Raw genomic sequence first — 15885 nt, 5'->3', positions numbered from 1 at the left:
AAATTCTAACTAAAAAGCCCAAAAAGAAAATCACATAAAACAGATGAGTTTCAAAGCCTAAAAGGCAAATTCTAACTCAAGTATGGAGCTAAAATATAAACTAAACAAGACGGTTTCAAAGCCTAAAAGGCAAATTCTAACCCCAGCTCTTAGTAATCGGAATGATTGTGCTACGGGTTTCAAAGCCTAAAAGGCAAATTCTAACATGCTTCATTTTCCGCATTGACTGCGCTCATTAACAGTTTCAAAGCCTAAAAGGCAAATTCTAACCGATGTAGGCTTGTTTTTGTTCTTTCACTATTGAGTTTCAAAGCCTAAAAGGCAAATTCTAACAGGTTTCCGTAGCTTCAGCGGTTTTCTTTTCATCCATGTTTCAAAGCCTAAAAGGCAAATTCTAACGATATTGCGCCCTTAATTTATCTACGTAGTCGGGCGGGTTTCAAAGCCTAAAAGGCAAATTCTAACGTGCTGGCCATCAAAATACGAACCGCAATCACCATTGTTTCAAAGCCTAAAAGGCAAATTCTAACTTTACTTTATTTCTATTTCCCCTTTCTCCTATATAGTTTCAAAGCCTAAAAGGCAAATTCTAACTATATGGAAAACTGAAACCATCTTGACATTTACCAGTTTCAAAGCCTAAAAGGCAAATTCTAACCTTCTGCTCTTTTTAAATGTTCTTGTGAAATTTTGCTGTTTCAAAGCCTAAAAGGCAAATTCTAACCTGTTATAAGTGACGTTGAGTGTAGTAGTAACGGCAAGTTTCAAAGCCTAAAAGGCAAATTCTAACATGTATATAGCAGGGTCAAGAGACCCTGCTTAAGTATGTTTCAAAGCCTAAAAGGCAAATTCTAACGTAGATATTGCCCCAAGCATCTTCTATTTTTTTTGAAGTTTCAAAGCCTAAAAGGCAAATTCTAACGATACAAAATCAAAACATCTCAACGCTTATTTTTACGTTTCAAAGCCTAAAAGGCAAATTCTAACCTTATTTGTCAAATTTTAGTGTTACATATTCACATTGTTTCAAAGCCTAAAAGGCAAATTCTAACCATAAAACAAAAAAAGCGATGTTTTTCCTATCAAAGTTTCAAAGCCTAAAAGGCAAATTCTAACCCCGTCAAAGTGATCGGTTATCGCGTGTTCTTCGTTTCAAAGCCTAAAAGGCAAATTCTAACAAAAAGATTTTTTTGTAGGTGCTGACGTTTCTAAAGAGTTTCAAAGCCTAAAAGGCAAATTCTAACTAGTATGAGATGTAAATCGAAATCAACATGTTCTTTGTTTCAAAGCCTAAAAGGCAAATTCTAACTTTTTAAATCATCAAGCAGAGGCTTATCAAATACCAGTTTCAAAGCCTAAAAGGCAAATTCTAACTAAAATTTAGCCGAGCTTGATAGTCCTTCCTCATTTAGTTTCAAAGCCTAAAAGGCAAATTCTAACTTTAGCTTTTAAGGCCATAATTTTTAGATCGTTGAGTTTCAAAGCCTAAAAGGCAAATTCTAACCCGCCATCGGCGAATGGCTTTAGCCCGCTTATCTTAGTTTCAAAGCCTAAAAGGCAAATTCTAACCTATAAAACAGCGGTTAAACACGAAAAACGCAATACAAGTTTCAAAGCCTAAAAGGCAAATTCTAACAAAATAGAAAAAAATACGAAAGAGCTGGTCTTGTTTTGTTTCAAAGCCTAAAAGGCAAATTCTAACCTTGTGGCTTTTTTGCATGGAAAGGCGCTGAGTGGAGTTTCAAAGCCTAAAAGGCAAATTCTAACTTATCTGGGTATTCTCTTAGTTTTTGGATTGTTTCATGTTTCAAAGCCTAAAAGGCAAATTCTAACTTAGGTTTTTGTGCTTCATTGATAGTTTTTATAGCAGTTTCAAAGCCTAAAAGGCAAATTCTAACCGTCTTTAGCTGCGTGAAGTTCATCATAAACGAACACAGTTTCAAAGCCTAAAAGGCAAATTCTAACTGAAAAAAATCAAGGATTGGTGTTTGTTGAAATTTTTGTTTCAAAGCCTAAAAGGCAAATTCTAACTTGTATGAGTTTGAAAGACCAATAGCTCAAATGAGCAGTTTCAAAGCCTAAAAGGCAAATTCTAACTTTGAGTCCATCAGCAATAGAGTTAGCCCCCTCATAGTTTCAAAGCCTAAAAGGCAAATTCTAACCGTCAAGGAGGCTGCATAATGTTAAATCTTGAAAGCAGTTTCAAAGCCTAAAAGGCAAATTCTAACCGGAAATCGAAAAAAACACGCAAACCGTTATAGAGTTTCAAAGCCTAAAAGGCAAATTCTAACACGGAGTAGGTGCCGGCAAATGGACTTCAAGCGAATGTTTCAAAGCCTAAAAGGCAAATTCTAACCCTAAATTTACAAAGGGCTACAGTTGAAAAAATAGGGTTTCAAAGCCTAAAAGGCAAATTCTAACTCCAAAATCTGAAGATTTAACATCGGAACGATTATAGTTTCAAAGCCTAAAAGGCAAATTCTAACATCGTTGATTAAATTTATAAATTGATTACCTTTTTGAGTTTCAAAGCCTAAAAGGCAAATTCTAACTTAGAAAATAGACGCTTTGAGCTATCTATCGCGCGGGTTTCAAAGCCTAAAAGGCAAATTCTAACAGCACTCAAATATAAAACTACAAGGTAGTTTGTAGATAAAAGTTTATATGCATTTACCTTATAAATAAATTAAAATTGATATTGCTAAAATACGCAAGGCCCAAAATTACGAGTATTTTAAAATCTTAAGCAAAGCTTTATTGATATACAAAACCTTCGTATGGTGCATTTTCGCATATACATTTTTTAAGCCGGTTTGCTTCTCTGCGAATAATCTGTCTCCATGTAAGCTTTTGTCCTCCTGCTTCTATCTGATCCGTTAATTTAGATATCATTTTCATCTCTATTTTTTGCACTGCATCATTTGTAAATTTTATTCTTCCGGCATTAGTCTCAAAATCTTTTGCAGTAATCTCTTTTTTATTCAACATCGAAAATATTAGAGTATCACCTAAAATAGGTTTAAAAATCTCAGCCAAATCCAGATGCAAGCTTAAAGAGCGATAGTTTGGCTCGTGCAGAAAACCAATCCTAGGATCAAGCTCGGTCTTATAAATTTCACTCAAGCACACATTGTAAATACGCGTATTTACATAACTTATAAAACTATTTATCTTATCGGCCGGAGGGCGCTTGGAGCGGACTGTAAATTTAAAGCTCTTTTGATCAGATATTATTTCATTCCATTTTTCATAATATAACTTTTGAAAAGAACCCTCAACGGCCATTATTTCAGGTATTGTTTTAGCGACTTCAAGTGCTGATATATGAGGATTGGTATCAAATTTTACTCCATGTCTTTTGCAATTAAGTGCATCGTTTAAAATATGGGCTCTTGTTATCTCTCTAGCTATATAGCTTCTCTTAATTTCATCGTCAAAAGATCTTAATTGCTGCAAAAGCACAAATCCGCTTTTATTTACTGAATTTGAAGTATTTGGAAAAAAATTGCCACGAAAGCTCTGATAGGGACTAAATATGTGCAAAAGCACGTTATTGTCGGCTAAAAATGCCATAGTATAGCTATCCATATCAACTTTTGCCAGTATATAAATTTCGTCTACAGCATTAATAGGCAAAATTTTAGTCGCTACAACCGACATTTCATCGTCATATTTATCAAAATATATATTATTATCCTGCCGTCTTAATCGCCCAGGATTTAAAATAAAGTGTGTTCTATCATTTTTTTGCATATTTTATCCTAGCTAAAAAGTGATTGATTTTTATCCTGCCCGATTACTATTCTATCTGAATATTTAAGCGAGTTAAATGTGTATATGATGATGGAATCAAGCTCTTTTATGCACTCTTTTTGCAAGATTGCGGCTAACTTCTTAAAATCACTCTGCCTTATCTCGCCCTCAAAAACAGAAAACTGCACGCGCGGCAGATATTTTTCCACTGCTTTTCTTATGCGATTTGCATTGTTTTTCTCTTTAGACTCTGCGCCCATAATGTCATAAAATAGTATTACATACAAAGCTTATCTCACATACAATAATTTCTATATGCACAATTATCGCATATCTTTTTATACTCAAATTTTGGGGCTGTTGGCATATTTACAAGTTTTTCTATATCGATTAAAATCTCTTTTATCATATTTAAATTTTCTTCACTTGCATCTACTAAGAACGCGCTTTTGCCGCTTATCAGCCTGCCTTTTACCTCTTTTAGCCTTAATCCGATTTTTAAAAGATAGAGATAAAACAAAAGCTGCATCTTGCCTGCTTCCGGATTTTTTAAACTCTTTTTGTATTCGGTTACCAAATAGTGTCCGCGCTCTTTTGAAAGTTTATCAAATTTTAGATTTGCAAAGGCAAAATCTTGTAAATTCTGCTCTTTTATCTCCGCTATTGTCCTACCTAAAGCCATATTTTCATCCTCTTGATCAGGATATATATGGTGTGCATAAAGCCAAGCTTCACGCTTACAGGTCGTATAATAATTTACCAAGGTACCAGTCACTTCGTCTTGATCAAACATCACTCAAACATCTCTTTTGTAACATTTAAATTAATATCCTTTTTTAGCCCAAAAGAATTATTGTACATAGTGTCGCCAAACGGCAGATAAAATATATTTTTTAAACACTTTATCTCAAACAAACGTAGATTTTTCATATCTTTACTGGTAATATTGATGCCAAATCTTGAAATTTTCTTGATTATATTTTTTAGCATATCTCTTTTTTTAAATATATCAATATTATGATTATTTTTTAAAGCAAAAATTTCAGTCTCAATATTTTTGATAAATCCGTTTTCAGGCTCCATAATAACCAAGGTCTTGTAGTCATCTTTCAAGATATTTTCAACAGACGTGTTTATGTCAAAAAATGCCAACTCTTTTATTTCTTGTTCAAGACAGGGAATCTCCAAATTCTCACCCACTTTTTTGAAAAACTTATCCACCAAAACAACTATCTCGTCTTCATTTATATCATTTTTCATTAGCGTATCTTTTAAAATATTATCACCAATTCTCTTCAAATCATTATAAATTGTATCAGAATAGCCACAAATATCATCAAATACATAAAGAGTACCTTTTGTATTAAAATTTCTATTTATACGCCCTGCTGTTTGTATTATTGAACTTATGGGAGCAATTTCTCTAAAACCTATATCAAAATCAAGATCCACTCCCGCCTCAATAGACTGAGTAGAAATAAGCAAAATCGGACTTGCTAATCCTTTTTTATTTTTATCTATAGCATCTTTAATGTGCTTTATTGTCTTTTGTTTATGATAATCATGCATATACCCATTTAAGCTAAAACACTCAAATTCATCACAAAATTGCAAAAATAGCTCTTGCGCTTTTTTAATAGTATTTACCACCACTAGAATATTTTTATCTCTTGCACTCTCTTTGATTTTGCATATTAAATTTGCTTCAATACCGCCTATATCAAGCCATTTTAAAACATATCTGTTTTGATTTTTAAAATATATTGGGTCAGAAATTTCTCTAAACTTTTTACTTTTTATAAGAGGCATAGTTGCGGACATAAATATAAAAACTGTTGCAAATTTTTCTGAAATAATCTCGCAAAGCCTTATAAAATCGGTCCTAATCTTATATGGTAGAGCTTGAATCTCATCCACTATAACTACACTATTTTTAAGCTGATTGAATTTAACATTATCTTTATTTTTATTACCAAATATGGCAAAAATAAGCTGATATAGGGTTGTTACATTTATATTAGCACTAAAAGAATCCATTAAAAATTTAACCTTTGAGTATCTATCCTCTGGAGTATTTTCATCGACAGTTGTTTTATGATGTGCTTTCGATACTAATATCTCATTACTATTGTAATAAATTTCGTTTAGAATCTCATATGTCTGATCTATTATGGAAGTAAAGGGGAGAACATATATGAGTCGTTCTTTTTGGAATTTAAGAGCAAAATTTAAAGCGGTTAAAGTTTTACCGTAACCAGTTGGCGCAGTTAGTGTAAAAAGACTATGATTTTTATCAAAATTATTTAATACAAATTTTCTAAATTCACTTCTTTTATAGCTGAAATTTTTATTTTCAAGATGCTTTATATAAGAGTCCAGTTCATTAATACTGACAGGACTTAAGCTTTCATATTTTTGACTAAAAATAGCCTCAAATTTATCTGCATATATTAAAGACGAATAAATCCTCTTAAACTCTATAAAATCATTATAGCCAAAGCCTTTTAGTTTATTTTTTAGTATAAAATAATAAATATTTTTTGCTCTTGTTATAAGCTCTTGTTCGTTAGTTTTTATATTTTTATAAATATCTAACCCAGTGGCTTTGCTTACCACTTCATCCAAAAATTTTAGCTCTTTTGAATTTTGGAACGAAGAACCAAAATTTTTATTTGGACTTATCAACTCATAAAAATTATCTACATCTCCATGGTGTGAAACTATAGATAAAAAACAAAAGGCACTAGTTAATTCATCTAGAGAGGAATTTAAAAGAAATATATATGCAGAAAGAAGAGAATGGTCTTTTTCAAGCCCTTTAGCATCTCCACATCTAATATACTTTTGAAAATCAGACTTGAGTTTAGCTATATCATGAAATAACTTGACATATCTTTGTGCATCATCATCATTTGCATATAGCATATTTGTTATATGTGATACAAAGGACTTATCCGGATGGGACAAAAACTCACTAAACAAAATATACTCTATTCTCGTCTATCTTGTAAATATTCCCATTATTTTTAGATTTTATACGCTTTTCACCTTTAATTTTTACAATAAAATCTTTAAAATCTTTAAACACCCTAAACTCTTCACAAGAGCAAGCCATACGTGCAGTTGTAAGCTTTACATCATAATTTTGTGGATCAAATATAAAATCATCAAGCACACCAAATGTATCTATCTCGCTCTCTTTCTCTTCCACTAAAGAGTAGTTTTTTACATCCATATACTCAAAATCAGCTATACAAAAATTTATTCCTAGATACGGAGTAAAAACACTCTTGTGTTCTTTTATATTTTTAATTATTAACTCTTTATATCTCTCATCCAAATTTTTTAGATCCAAAAAAATTGTATAATCGGGATTTTTTATAAGTTCTCTATAAAACTGCTTTTTTTCGCTTGAATCCTGATAGCCTTCTTTTATGTGCATGTTTGATGAAAGGGCAAATTTGATACCGTTAAAAACAAAGCTCTTTTTAGATATTTGGTTATTAACTTTTACGCTATATCTAATATTATTAAGCTTATAATACTCCTTTTCACCAATTATTGCCCCCAAAAAACCCATAATAGAAGTTTTTGGCGGTACAGGATATGTAAGACTAGAGTAAATAGTCGCAGGATGTGAAAAGTGAGCATAATCACCGACTAATCTAAAGGCAACGATACTCATTTAAAATCCTATTTTTTGCCAACTCATGTCAAATTCAGATGCATTATTTTTTTCAAAGTCAAAATCACTTATATATTCGACTTTTTGGATATGTTCATTATATCTTTGAAGTTTTGCTTTTAAACTCGAAAAGTCTACAGTGTAGTCATTTATGCTTCTTATAGCCTCGTCGCTTTTATCACTTTTTAGCCTTATACTATTACTTAAATCGCCCGCAAAAGTGTCATCTTTATATGCTACTATCAACATAAATCTAGGTGTTTGACCCATCTTTGAACGAGTTATAAGATTTTTTGTACCATTCCATAAAGCCCTTAAAATTACGCTTGCATCATCTTCACTAAAATTAGTATTTTTAGCATTGTTATTATCAAAAATACCATAAGTTGCAAATATAGCGTAGCTTAAAAAATCCTCTTCTCTAAAAGTTTTTGCGCTTTTATCGCTTCCGCTAGCAAAAGCCCCTGTGCCTTTTATGTGCTGTACCTGGACTTTGTGCAAAGATTTACTGATTCTAAACTGAACAGGTCCGGTAAACTGGATACCCGCCGTTTTGATATCTTTGTCTTTTTTCATCTCATCTTTATCTGATATAGGCAGAACTCCACCAAATGCTCGAATATCTATAAATTTAGACAAAATATCGCTTTCTATTTTAGCTTTATCTTGCTTGATATTTATCACTTCTCTTATTGCGGTTTTGCAATCTAAAATATTTTCCTCTTTTTTGTACTCTTTAACAAATATTAAATTTTCATCTTTTTTCATAATTTCATCTCTAATAGTCCTCTTTATACGGACATCGGTAACCTCTGCGATATTTGTTTCGTCATCAACCCTTGGCGCATTTTCCTTTAGCATATCTCCATTTGGATTAAAGTTTTCACCATCCCACAAAAACAATATCTCTTTTTTATTCATCTTGCTCTCCTTGTTTCTCATCTTTTATAAACTTATTAAAATCACTTCCACCCATTGCAAACGCAAGAGTAACATAGGAGCTCTTTACCACCTCTTTTGATAAAAATGCGCTTGACAAAACCTCTTTTGAACACTCTTTTATATCATGTATATTAGAGCTAGAATGCTTTGCTGTATTTTCTAGTTTGCCTTGCACCTCATAGCACTTAGTCCAAATTCTCTCCAAAGACTCTTTTGTTATAACTCCAATATTGTTTAGCCATCTTGAAAAAGATGTACTTTTGCTTATCGCATACTGCCATTTAATAAGTGCTGAAGACATCATGCCTAATAGATATGCACCTTGCAAAATACTGCTATTTTTTACAAATTCATTTTCTTGAATAAGCAAACCTATGAGTTCTTTTTTGTCTTTTATTTTTTCCAAATTGCACTCCTTTTGGATTGTAATTTTATTATTTAAAACATCTATTTCATTAAATAAATTTTGATACTTTGCTATAGACTCGATACTTCTTTGTGGATAGTAGTTATTAAAATATTTACTCCAATCTACAATAAAACGATACTTTTTATTAACATTTCCATAATATATAAGCTCAAAATATTTTTGCATCATGATATCTATGTCAGTTTTATTTTGAGACAATAAAAAATTCATAATTTCAAGACTATTGTTAAAAAGATTCTGAAGATATATTATTTCACCATCTTCTTTAGCATTTTTGTGCTTAAAAGCTTTTATGCCCCAGCTTGCCATCTTATTTGCAATTTTTGATATATAAGATGGCAAAACATCATCTATCTGAAGCAAGACATCAATAGCCGAATTGCTTTTATTATAAAACAGTATGGTATTTAATACGGGAATATCTTTTTCTTTTTCTGCGACGTTCTCAAGTGCAAAATTTATAATCTCCTCTGACTGCCTTGCCTGCTCAATATCATTCTTTTTTGTATCTTCTAAAATTTTTAAAATCTCTCTTAAAAGCCTTTCGTCTTTTGAGATAATTGTTGGCAAAATAACCATCTTAGATCCATAAAAATTATGTGAAAGCTCTTTATCAACAGCCAAAAAACCTATACTAACTTTATTTGCGCTATGTGAATTTAATGGCAGTAGTTTTGATTTGATACTTTTTAAACTATCCGGCAATTCATTTACTGAACAAAATGCCAAATTAGCATCAGCTCCCACTCCTTGCTCATTTGTTAAAATATCATACCCATAAGATATATTTTCTTCTTTTTGGTCTTTTTTTATATGTTTTTCAAAAATATCTTTAAAATAAGCAGATATGGGTTTTTCATCAAAAGACAGACAAAAAAATGTAGCTACTTTCTTGCTCTTATCTTTGTATTCTTCAAGCCCTTTAATATATTCGATTATACCATCAAAAAAATTCTCATCAATATTAGATAATATACTTAAAATATCATTGTTTTTAATCTCCTCATCCTCAAAATACGATAAAAGATTTTTAATGGATCTTAAAGAAGCTTTTATAAATTTTGCCTCATCCTTATTCACTTCTTTTGATAAAAATTGAGAGTTTGGAAATAAATTTCCAGAATTTGATCCCACCCCAAATCTACAAATCACCAGGTCATCATCAAAAGAATTATCTTGTGGAATATAAAATTTAGGAGATATTGTTTGTGTCTTGATATCACAAAGATATGCCTTTACACTATCATATTCATATACTTTATTCTTGATACGCTTTTCATCTTGCCTGTAAGCTGATCCTATGGCAGATAAAATTTTTATAATATCGCCCAACAAAAAACCTTTAATAAAAATTTATATGAAATTATACCTGATTTTTATAAAATAATTTTATAAAGATAAAACTATTTTTTTTTTAAATTTATTAATATAATGTTTCTATTTTTCCGCAACCTCCAAAAATCCGGTTCCCACACTCATACACCCGCCTCCTACGCCTGTATCGAGCATCAAATTTATCATCTCGCTGCTGGCCTTTATTTTCCATATGGCCTGCCATGCACGCATTGGCGCATTATTATTACCATAATAAAATAAAACAGGCTTAGAAAGGTTTTGCCATTTTAAATTAAGCTCAAATTCGCCGTCATATTCATATCCTTTTATAGTATCAAATCTCTGCGATGCATTAGTTTTCATCATTTCAAGATGCCTTGAATCCTGAGGCTCAAGATAGATTTTATATCCCAAAAGCCCTTGTATAGCGCAAGCTACATAACCTTTTAACAAAACACTATTACTTTCTAGCTCATTAACTCTATGAGATGATATTGATATGTTAGTGTCCAGCAGATGAATTTCACCTAGTTTTAGGCCGTTTTTTAAAATCTCCATAGCTATAAGCTCTTCAAATTTTGGCTCGCAAGAGGTAAATCTTATCCGTAAACTTAAACCCCTCAAGCTAAAATCAAAATTTGTTTTCTTAAATATTTTGCCTGTCTTTTTATGTCTATATCCGATATGCTCGCTTTCTGGCAAGTTGTGATATATTAAGCCTTGTATAAGCTCTGGCAAAATTTTTGCAACTTTAATATTTGTAGTAGGAAGTTTAGAATTTATAATAAGCATATTTGGCCTTTAAATTTTTCACACAAAATTATAGATCATGTTAGATAAATTTTTAAACCATTAACTTTAAGTTGAGTTAAAATTTAACCCCCTTAGATATGATTTCATTGTCCGACAAGAAAAACCTCCTTTTTGTAACAACTCAAATACGCTCCTTATTTTAGGGGCGTATTTTTTTCTCCTTAAACTTTTTCTGATATAATCTTTTAAAACATTAAAGGAAGTAAATGCTAACACATATAGATGAAAAAAATCGTCCAAAAATGGTAGATGTAAGTGAAAAATCGATAACTACGAGAATAGCTGTAGCAAGTGGAATAATCAAAATGAGCGAAGCTGCATTCAATGCTATCAAAGAAAATACCGGCAAAAAGGGTCCTGTATTGCAAACAGCAGTAGTAGCGGCAATAACAGGAGCAAAAAAGACAAGCGAACTAATCCCGATGTGCCATCCTCTACTAATAAGCGGTATAGATTGCGATATAGTAGAAATCCCGGAAATTACCGCATTTAAACTCATAGTAAGCGTCAAGATAGACGGCAAAACAGGCGTGGAGATGGAGGCGCTAACCGGAGTTAGCATAGGCCTTTTAACTATTTACGACATGATAAAGGCTATAGATAAAACCATGCAGATAACAGACATAATGCTTGAAAGTAAAAGCGGAGGTAAAAGTGGCGAATATTTGCGAGCTAAATAAAGAGCCAAAAATAGAATATCCAAATTTTTGGGAGTATAAAGTAATTTTTGAAAAAGATCAAAATGCGCATAAAATCGTGCTTGATATTGTAGGCGACAGAGAACACAAGCTGGTTGTCTCAAAATCAAGCAAAGAGGGCAAATATAAAAGCTACAATCTAAGTGTTATAGTCAATTCCAACGAGGAGCGCTTGGAGCTATTTTCGGCCTTAAGGCATGTTTCAAAATACGTATTATAGGAGATATTATGCAAAATAAAATTTTTTTACATACAATCGTGGAAAACAAAGATAATCCTCAAATTTTAGTTTTAATTAGAGAGCTTGCTTGCGATCTTGGCAAGAAAAAATTCAAAGATATCAAGTGTCAAAAGGAGCTAAATCAAGAGCTTTTGCATACATTTTCAGATATGTGCCAAATATTAAAAAGTGAAAATTTACTAAATCCAAAAAGCATATCAAACCTTATAGACGGACTTATAGACGCTTCTACCGAATCAAAAGAGCAATTTTTATATAGGCTTATTTACGAAAAAGAGCAGGTAGAAAAACAAATTTTAAATCAAAAAAATGACATTAAAGATAGTATAAAAAGCTCTCTTGAAGCAGTCGAGGACTATATCCAAGACAGCGATTTTGAAAACAAAAACGAAATAATAGGCAAGATAAATGATGCGATGTTTCTTGATTTTCAAATGCTTGGGATACTTAAAGAAACCACAGAAACAGCCTTTTTAACAACAATAGAAAAAGGCGAAGATGTAAGAGATACGAGCACAGAGATAGCAAAAAATATCGTTTACGGCGCAATTAATGAGGGAAATTTTACTAAACAAAGATTTTTGGAAATTTCAGGAAGCGTTATAGAGACGGCAACAGTAATAGCAAACGAGGATCATCTGTTTGCCAAAGATCTAATATATGGGGCTATAGTTGGCTCAAAAGATGGAATTACAAAATCTATTGAAAAATTTAAAGACGATATGAAATTTGCTCCGGATAGCCAAAATTTAGTAAATTCAGTTAAGGATTTAATAGGAATAGAAGAGGACTTTATCCAGATGCTAAAAGACCTCATGGCGCAGACGCAAGAGCCGTCAGCAAGCATAATAAACGATATTTTAGAAGACTCTCTTGATAGCTACTATGCGAAATTTAAACGTGTTCAAAATGAGCTAAGTGAACAGCTAAATATTAGACTGGAAGAGCTTAAGACAAATGAAAATATCAATAAATTTGTCAAAACAGCGACTATGAAATTTGAAGAGCTAAAACGCGAGCTTGACGAAAAAAGCGAGAAATTAAAAGAGAATTTTGATGCCAACAAAAAGCTCGAATCGCTTAAAAAAGAGATAGATGAATTTGAAAAAAAGGCTGGCGAAAAGATGGAAAATTTAAGTAGCGATTTAGGAGAAAATTTAAAAAGCAAGTCAAAAGAACTTGGAGAAAAATTCTATAAAGCTGCTGAAAATTTCATAAAAAATACAAAAGAAAAAATAGGCATTAAAGATGATGACAAGAATGGGCTAAATTAATTAGCCCATATTTTTAGAGATTATATTCTGCAAAAAATAACAAATAAAACAAAATACTAAATTATGAAGTCATTTGATCACTAGCTGCGCTTAAAGAGTTCGCCTACATCGTGATTCTTGGATTCAGTCCAAGGAATATCAAAAAATTTAACTTTCTGAAATCCAATAAGACTTGCGACTAAATTCGAAGGAAACATCTCAACGGCATTATTATATATCTCAACCGCCGAATTATACGCTCTCCTGGCAGCTGAAATTTGTTCTTCTACTTCATTTAAACTCTCTTGCAAGTAGAGCAAATTCTCATTTGCTTTTAGCTCAGGGTAAGCTTCAAGCATAAACTGAATGTTTGGCAATAAATTTGAAATTTTAGCATTTAAATCAAATTTTTCCTGTTGAGTTTTTGCATTTTTAGCTTTAGACCTCAGTTCTGTGATCTTTTCTAAAAGCTCTCTTTCATGAATCAAATATTGATTTGCAGTAGCCACTAAATTTGGAAGCAAATCATATCTGCGCTTTAGTTGAACATCAATTCCAGCCTCAATATTTGCCACTTGATTTTTTTTGGAAATTAATGAGTTATAAATAATTATTGCATAAACGGCTAAAATAGCAACAAAGATCAATAACCATATAAAATTTCCCATTACAACCCTTTAAAATACCTAATTTAAATTATAACAAAACAATACTTATTTTATATAAAATAATAAAAAATCTCTTTAAAAATTTTAATATATTAATTTTTGAATTTTATGTACTTTAAAAAACTTAAAAACTAAAAAAATACGTCAAAAAAAGATTTAAAATATCTCTTAAGACGCATAAAAACTAAATTTTACTCCTTAGACTTCGCCATTCTGCGTCTTATGGTCGGGTCAAGATAGCGTTTTCTGACGCGAATATTTACAGGCGTTACTTCGACCAGCTCATCTTCTTCGATCCATTCAAGAGCGCGCTCAAGACTTAGCTTTCTAGGCGGAACAAGCTTGATCGCATCGTCGCTTCCGCTTGCACGCACGTTGGTTAAATTTTTGCCCTTGATAGGATTTACGTCAAGGTCGTTTGGACGGCTGTGCTCGCCGATTATCATGCCCACATAAACCTTAGTCTGCGGATCGACAAATAGCACGCCGCGATCTTGCAGGTTAAATAGCGAATACGCAAGCGTTACGCCGTTTTCCATAGAAACCAGCGCGCCGTTGCCTCTTTGCTCCACGCTTCCGCTAAGCGGGCGGAATTCCAAAAAGCTATGATTCATCACGCCTTCGCCTTTGGTATCTGTTAAAAACTGGCTTCTAAAGCCGATTAGTCCGCGCGCAGGGATTTCAAATTCGATTCTGGTTTGTCCGTCACCCGTAGGACTCATCGAGACCATTTCAGCCTTTCTGCGTCCGAGTTTTTCGATAACCGTTCCGCTAAACTCATCAGGCACATCAATCACAAGCAGCTCAAAAGGCTCGCATCTAACGCCGTTAATCTCCTTAACGATAACCTCCGGCCTGCCAAGACAAAATTCAAAGCCCTCTCGGCGCATATTTTCAGCCAAGATCGTTATCTGAAGCTCGCCACGTCCGCTAACTTTAAACTTACCCTCGCCTTGGTTTTCATACTTCATCGCGATATTTGTCTTCATCTCGTTTGCAAGTCGCTCATCAATCTTATTTGACGTTACGTGTTTGCCTTCCGTTCCCGCAAGCGGGCTATCGTTAACCGAAAAAACAACGCTTAAAGTTGGCTCTTCTATACGAAGCGGATCAAGCGGCATAGGGGAATTTGGATCAACCACACTATCGCCCACATCAAGCGCGTCAAATCCCGCAATCGCTACGATATCGCCGACTCCGGCCTCATCTATATCGCGTCTTTCAAGCCCCAAAAATCCGATGAGTTTTGAAATTCTGCCTGTTGTTTTCGTGCCGTCTGCTTTAGCTAGCATTACGTTTTGATTTTTAGAAATTTTGCCGTTAAAGATACGCGCGATTCCGATTTTGCCGACATAGTTGTCATAATCAAGCGTGAATACTTGAAGCTGTAAAGGATTTTCCAAATTTCCGCTAGGCTCAGGAACATGCGCCAAAATAGTCTCAAAAAGCGGCTTCATATCGACGTTTTCATCGCTTAGCGAGTATTTTGCATATCCGCTTCTTGCAGCTGCGTATATGACAGGAAATTCAAGCTGCTCGTCATTTGCCTCAAGCGCTACGAAAAGATCAAAAATTTCATTTACTACGCGATCAGGATCGCCTGCGGGCTTATCTATCTTATTTACCACGACTATCGGGCGAAGACCCAAAGAAAGAGCCTTTTTAACGACGAATTTGGTTTGGGGCATAACGCCTTCTTGCGCATCTACGAGCAAAAGCACGCCGTCAACCATCTTTAGCACACGCTCAACCTCACCGCCAAAGTCCGCGTGTCCCGGAGTGTCGATGATGTTTATCTTTGTATCTTTGTATTTTATCGCGGTGTTTTTTGAAAGGATCGTGATACCGCGCTCTCTTTCGATATCGTTACTATCCATAACACGCTCGCCGACGTTTTGATGCTCGTTAAATGTGCCTGATTGTTTAAGCAGCTCATCAACCATCGTCGTCTTGCCGTGATCGACGTGTGCGATAACGGCTATATTTCGTATATTTTCCAAAACCAAATCTCCAATCTATTTTCATCTAATAAGAGGCGATTTTATCTAAAAAATACTAAAATTTTGT

General features: G+C 33.2%; 13 protein-coding genes and 1 CRISPR repeat array (1 of these 14 only partly in view). Of the genes, 3 read left to right on the top strand and 10 right to left on the bottom strand.

Annotated features, from left to right (window positions below; genetic code table 11):
* Positions 1–2617: a CRISPR direct-repeat array (repeat unit 29 nt; unit sequence GTTTCAAAGCCTAAAAGGCAAATTCTAAC); it reaches 343 nt to the left of the window's first position.
* 137 nt (positions 2618–2754) lie between these two features.
* The 8 genes from cas1 to CDOM16189_RS09570 all read right to left on the bottom strand — a co-directional run bounded on the left by cas1 (position 2755) and on the right by CDOM16189_RS09570 (position 10937).
* Positions 2755–3753 carry a CRISPR-associated endonuclease Cas1 gene (cas1, locus tag CDOM16189_RS09605; RefSeq protein WP_169975695.1) on the bottom strand — a complete coding sequence of 333 codons (999 nt, stop codon included), beginning with the start codon at positions 3751–3753 and terminating at the stop codon, positions 2755–2757.
* 8 nt (positions 3754–3761) lie between these two features.
* Positions 3762–4040, bottom strand: a complete 279-nt coding sequence (gene cas2 / locus CDOM16189_RS09600; RefSeq protein WP_169975693.1) for a CRISPR-associated endonuclease Cas2 — start codon at positions 4038–4040, stop codon at positions 3762–3764.
* Between the two features lie 8 nt (positions 4041–4048).
* A complete protein-coding gene (cas4, locus tag CDOM16189_RS09595; RefSeq protein ID WP_169975691.1) occupies positions 4049–4546 on the bottom strand; it encodes a CRISPR-associated protein Cas4 in 498 nt (165 codons plus the stop codon).
* Positions 4546–6735 (bottom strand): CRISPR-associated helicase Cas3', encoded by a 2190-nt coding sequence (cas3, locus tag CDOM16189_RS09590; RefSeq protein WP_249321686.1) that lies wholly within the window; start codon positions 6733–6735, stop codon positions 4546–4548. The genes cas4 and cas3 overlap by 1 nt, the downstream gene beginning before the upstream one ends.
* Positions 6728–7438 carry a CRISPR-associated protein Cas5 gene (gene cas5 / locus CDOM16189_RS09585; RefSeq protein WP_169975689.1) on the bottom strand — a complete coding sequence of 237 codons (711 nt, stop codon included), beginning with the start codon at positions 7436–7438 and terminating at the stop codon, positions 6728–6730. Before cas5 ends, cas3 begins: the two co-directional genes overlap by 8 nt.
* Positions 7439–8359 carry a type I-B CRISPR-associated protein Cas7/Csh2 gene (gene cas7b / locus CDOM16189_RS09580; protein WP_169975687.1) on the bottom strand — a complete coding sequence of 307 codons (921 nt, stop codon included), beginning with the start codon at positions 8357–8359 and terminating at the stop codon, positions 7439–7441. It lies immediately after the preceding gene.
* Positions 8352–10142: a TM1802 family CRISPR-associated protein gene (locus CDOM16189_RS09575; protein ID WP_170001004.1), complete on the bottom strand. Its 1791-nt coding sequence runs from the start codon at positions 10140–10142 to the stop codon at positions 8352–8354. Before CDOM16189_RS09575 ends, cas7b begins: the two co-directional genes overlap by 8 nt.
* A gap of 105 nt (positions 10143–10247) precedes the next feature.
* Complete coding sequence (locus tag CDOM16189_RS09570; RefSeq protein ID WP_170001003.1) at positions 10248–10937, bottom strand: CRISPR-associated endoribonuclease Cas6; 690 nt, start codon at positions 10935–10937, stop codon at positions 10248–10250.
* Positions 10938–11164: 227 nt separating this feature from the next.
* On the opposite strand from CDOM16189_RS09570, the gene moaC reads away from it, so the two are divergent.
* The 3 genes from moaC to CDOM16189_RS09555 are packed head-to-tail and all read left to right on the top strand — an operon-like array spanning position 11165 to position 13171.
* A complete protein-coding gene (gene moaC / locus CDOM16189_RS09565) occupies positions 11165–11638 on the top strand; it encodes a cyclic pyranopterin monophosphate synthase MoaC (protein WP_170001002.1) in 474 nt (157 codons plus the stop codon).
* Entirely contained in the window at positions 11613–11876 is a 264-nt protein-coding gene (locus tag CDOM16189_RS09560) for an HP0495 family protein (RefSeq protein ID WP_170001001.1), read from the top strand. Before moaC ends, CDOM16189_RS09560 begins: the two co-directional genes overlap by 26 nt.
* An 8-nt stretch (positions 11877–11884) precedes the next feature.
* Positions 11885–13171 (top strand): hypothetical protein, encoded by a 1287-nt coding sequence (locus CDOM16189_RS09555; RefSeq protein ID WP_170001000.1) that lies wholly within the window; start codon positions 11885–11887, stop codon positions 13169–13171.
* Between the two features lie 80 nt (positions 13172–13251).
* On the opposite strand, the gene CDOM16189_RS09550 is transcribed toward CDOM16189_RS09555, so the two are convergent.
* Together CDOM16189_RS09550 and typA are read right to left on the bottom strand one after the other, a co-directional pair.
* Positions 13252–13818, bottom strand: a complete 567-nt coding sequence (locus CDOM16189_RS09550; RefSeq protein ID WP_170000999.1) for a LemA family protein — start codon at positions 13816–13818, stop codon at positions 13252–13254.
* 191 nt (positions 13819–14009) lie between these two features.
* Entirely contained in the window at positions 14010–15818 is a 1809-nt protein-coding gene (typA, locus tag CDOM16189_RS09545) for a translational GTPase TypA (RefSeq protein ID WP_170000998.1), read from the bottom strand.
* Positions 15819–15885: the final 67 nt, after the last annotated feature.

Origin of the sequence: Campylobacter sp. RM16189 (genome assembly GCF_012978815.1) — a bacterium.
Lineage (GTDB): Bacteria > Campylobacterota > Campylobacteria > Campylobacterales > Campylobacteraceae > Campylobacter_A.
This window is presented reverse-complemented; position numbering and strand designations above follow the sequence as displayed.

Bases quoted from the DNA above. Each gene is read 5' to 3' on its own strand.
- cas1 (WP_169975695.1), bottom strand. From the start codon at position 3,753: ATGCAAAAAAATGATAGAACACACTTTATTTTAAATCCTGGGCGATTA.
- cas4 (WP_169975691.1), bottom strand. From the start codon at position 4,546: ATGTTTGATCAAGACGAAGTGACTGGTACCTTGGTAAATTATTATACG.
- cas5 (WP_169975689.1), bottom strand. From the start codon at position 7,438: ATGAGTATCGTTGCCTTTAGATTAGTCGGTGATTATGCTCACTTTTCA.
- cas7b (WP_169975687.1), bottom strand. From the start codon at position 8,359: ATGAATAAAAAAGAGATATTGTTTTTGTGGGATGGTGAAAACTTTAAT.
- CDOM16189_RS09570 (WP_170001003.1), bottom strand. From the start codon at position 10,937: ATGCTTATTATAAATTCTAAACTTCCTACTACAAATATTAAAGTTGCA.
- moaC (WP_170001002.1), top strand. From the start codon at position 11,165: ATGCTAACACATATAGATGAAAAAAATCGTCCAAAAATGGTAGATGTA.
- CDOM16189_RS09555 (WP_170001000.1), top strand. From the start codon at position 11,885: ATGCAAAATAAAATTTTTTTACATACAATCGTGGAAAACAAAGATAAT.
- CDOM16189_RS09550 (WP_170000999.1), bottom strand. From the start codon at position 13,818: ATGGGAAATTTTATATGGTTATTGATCTTTGTTGCTATTTTAGCCGTT.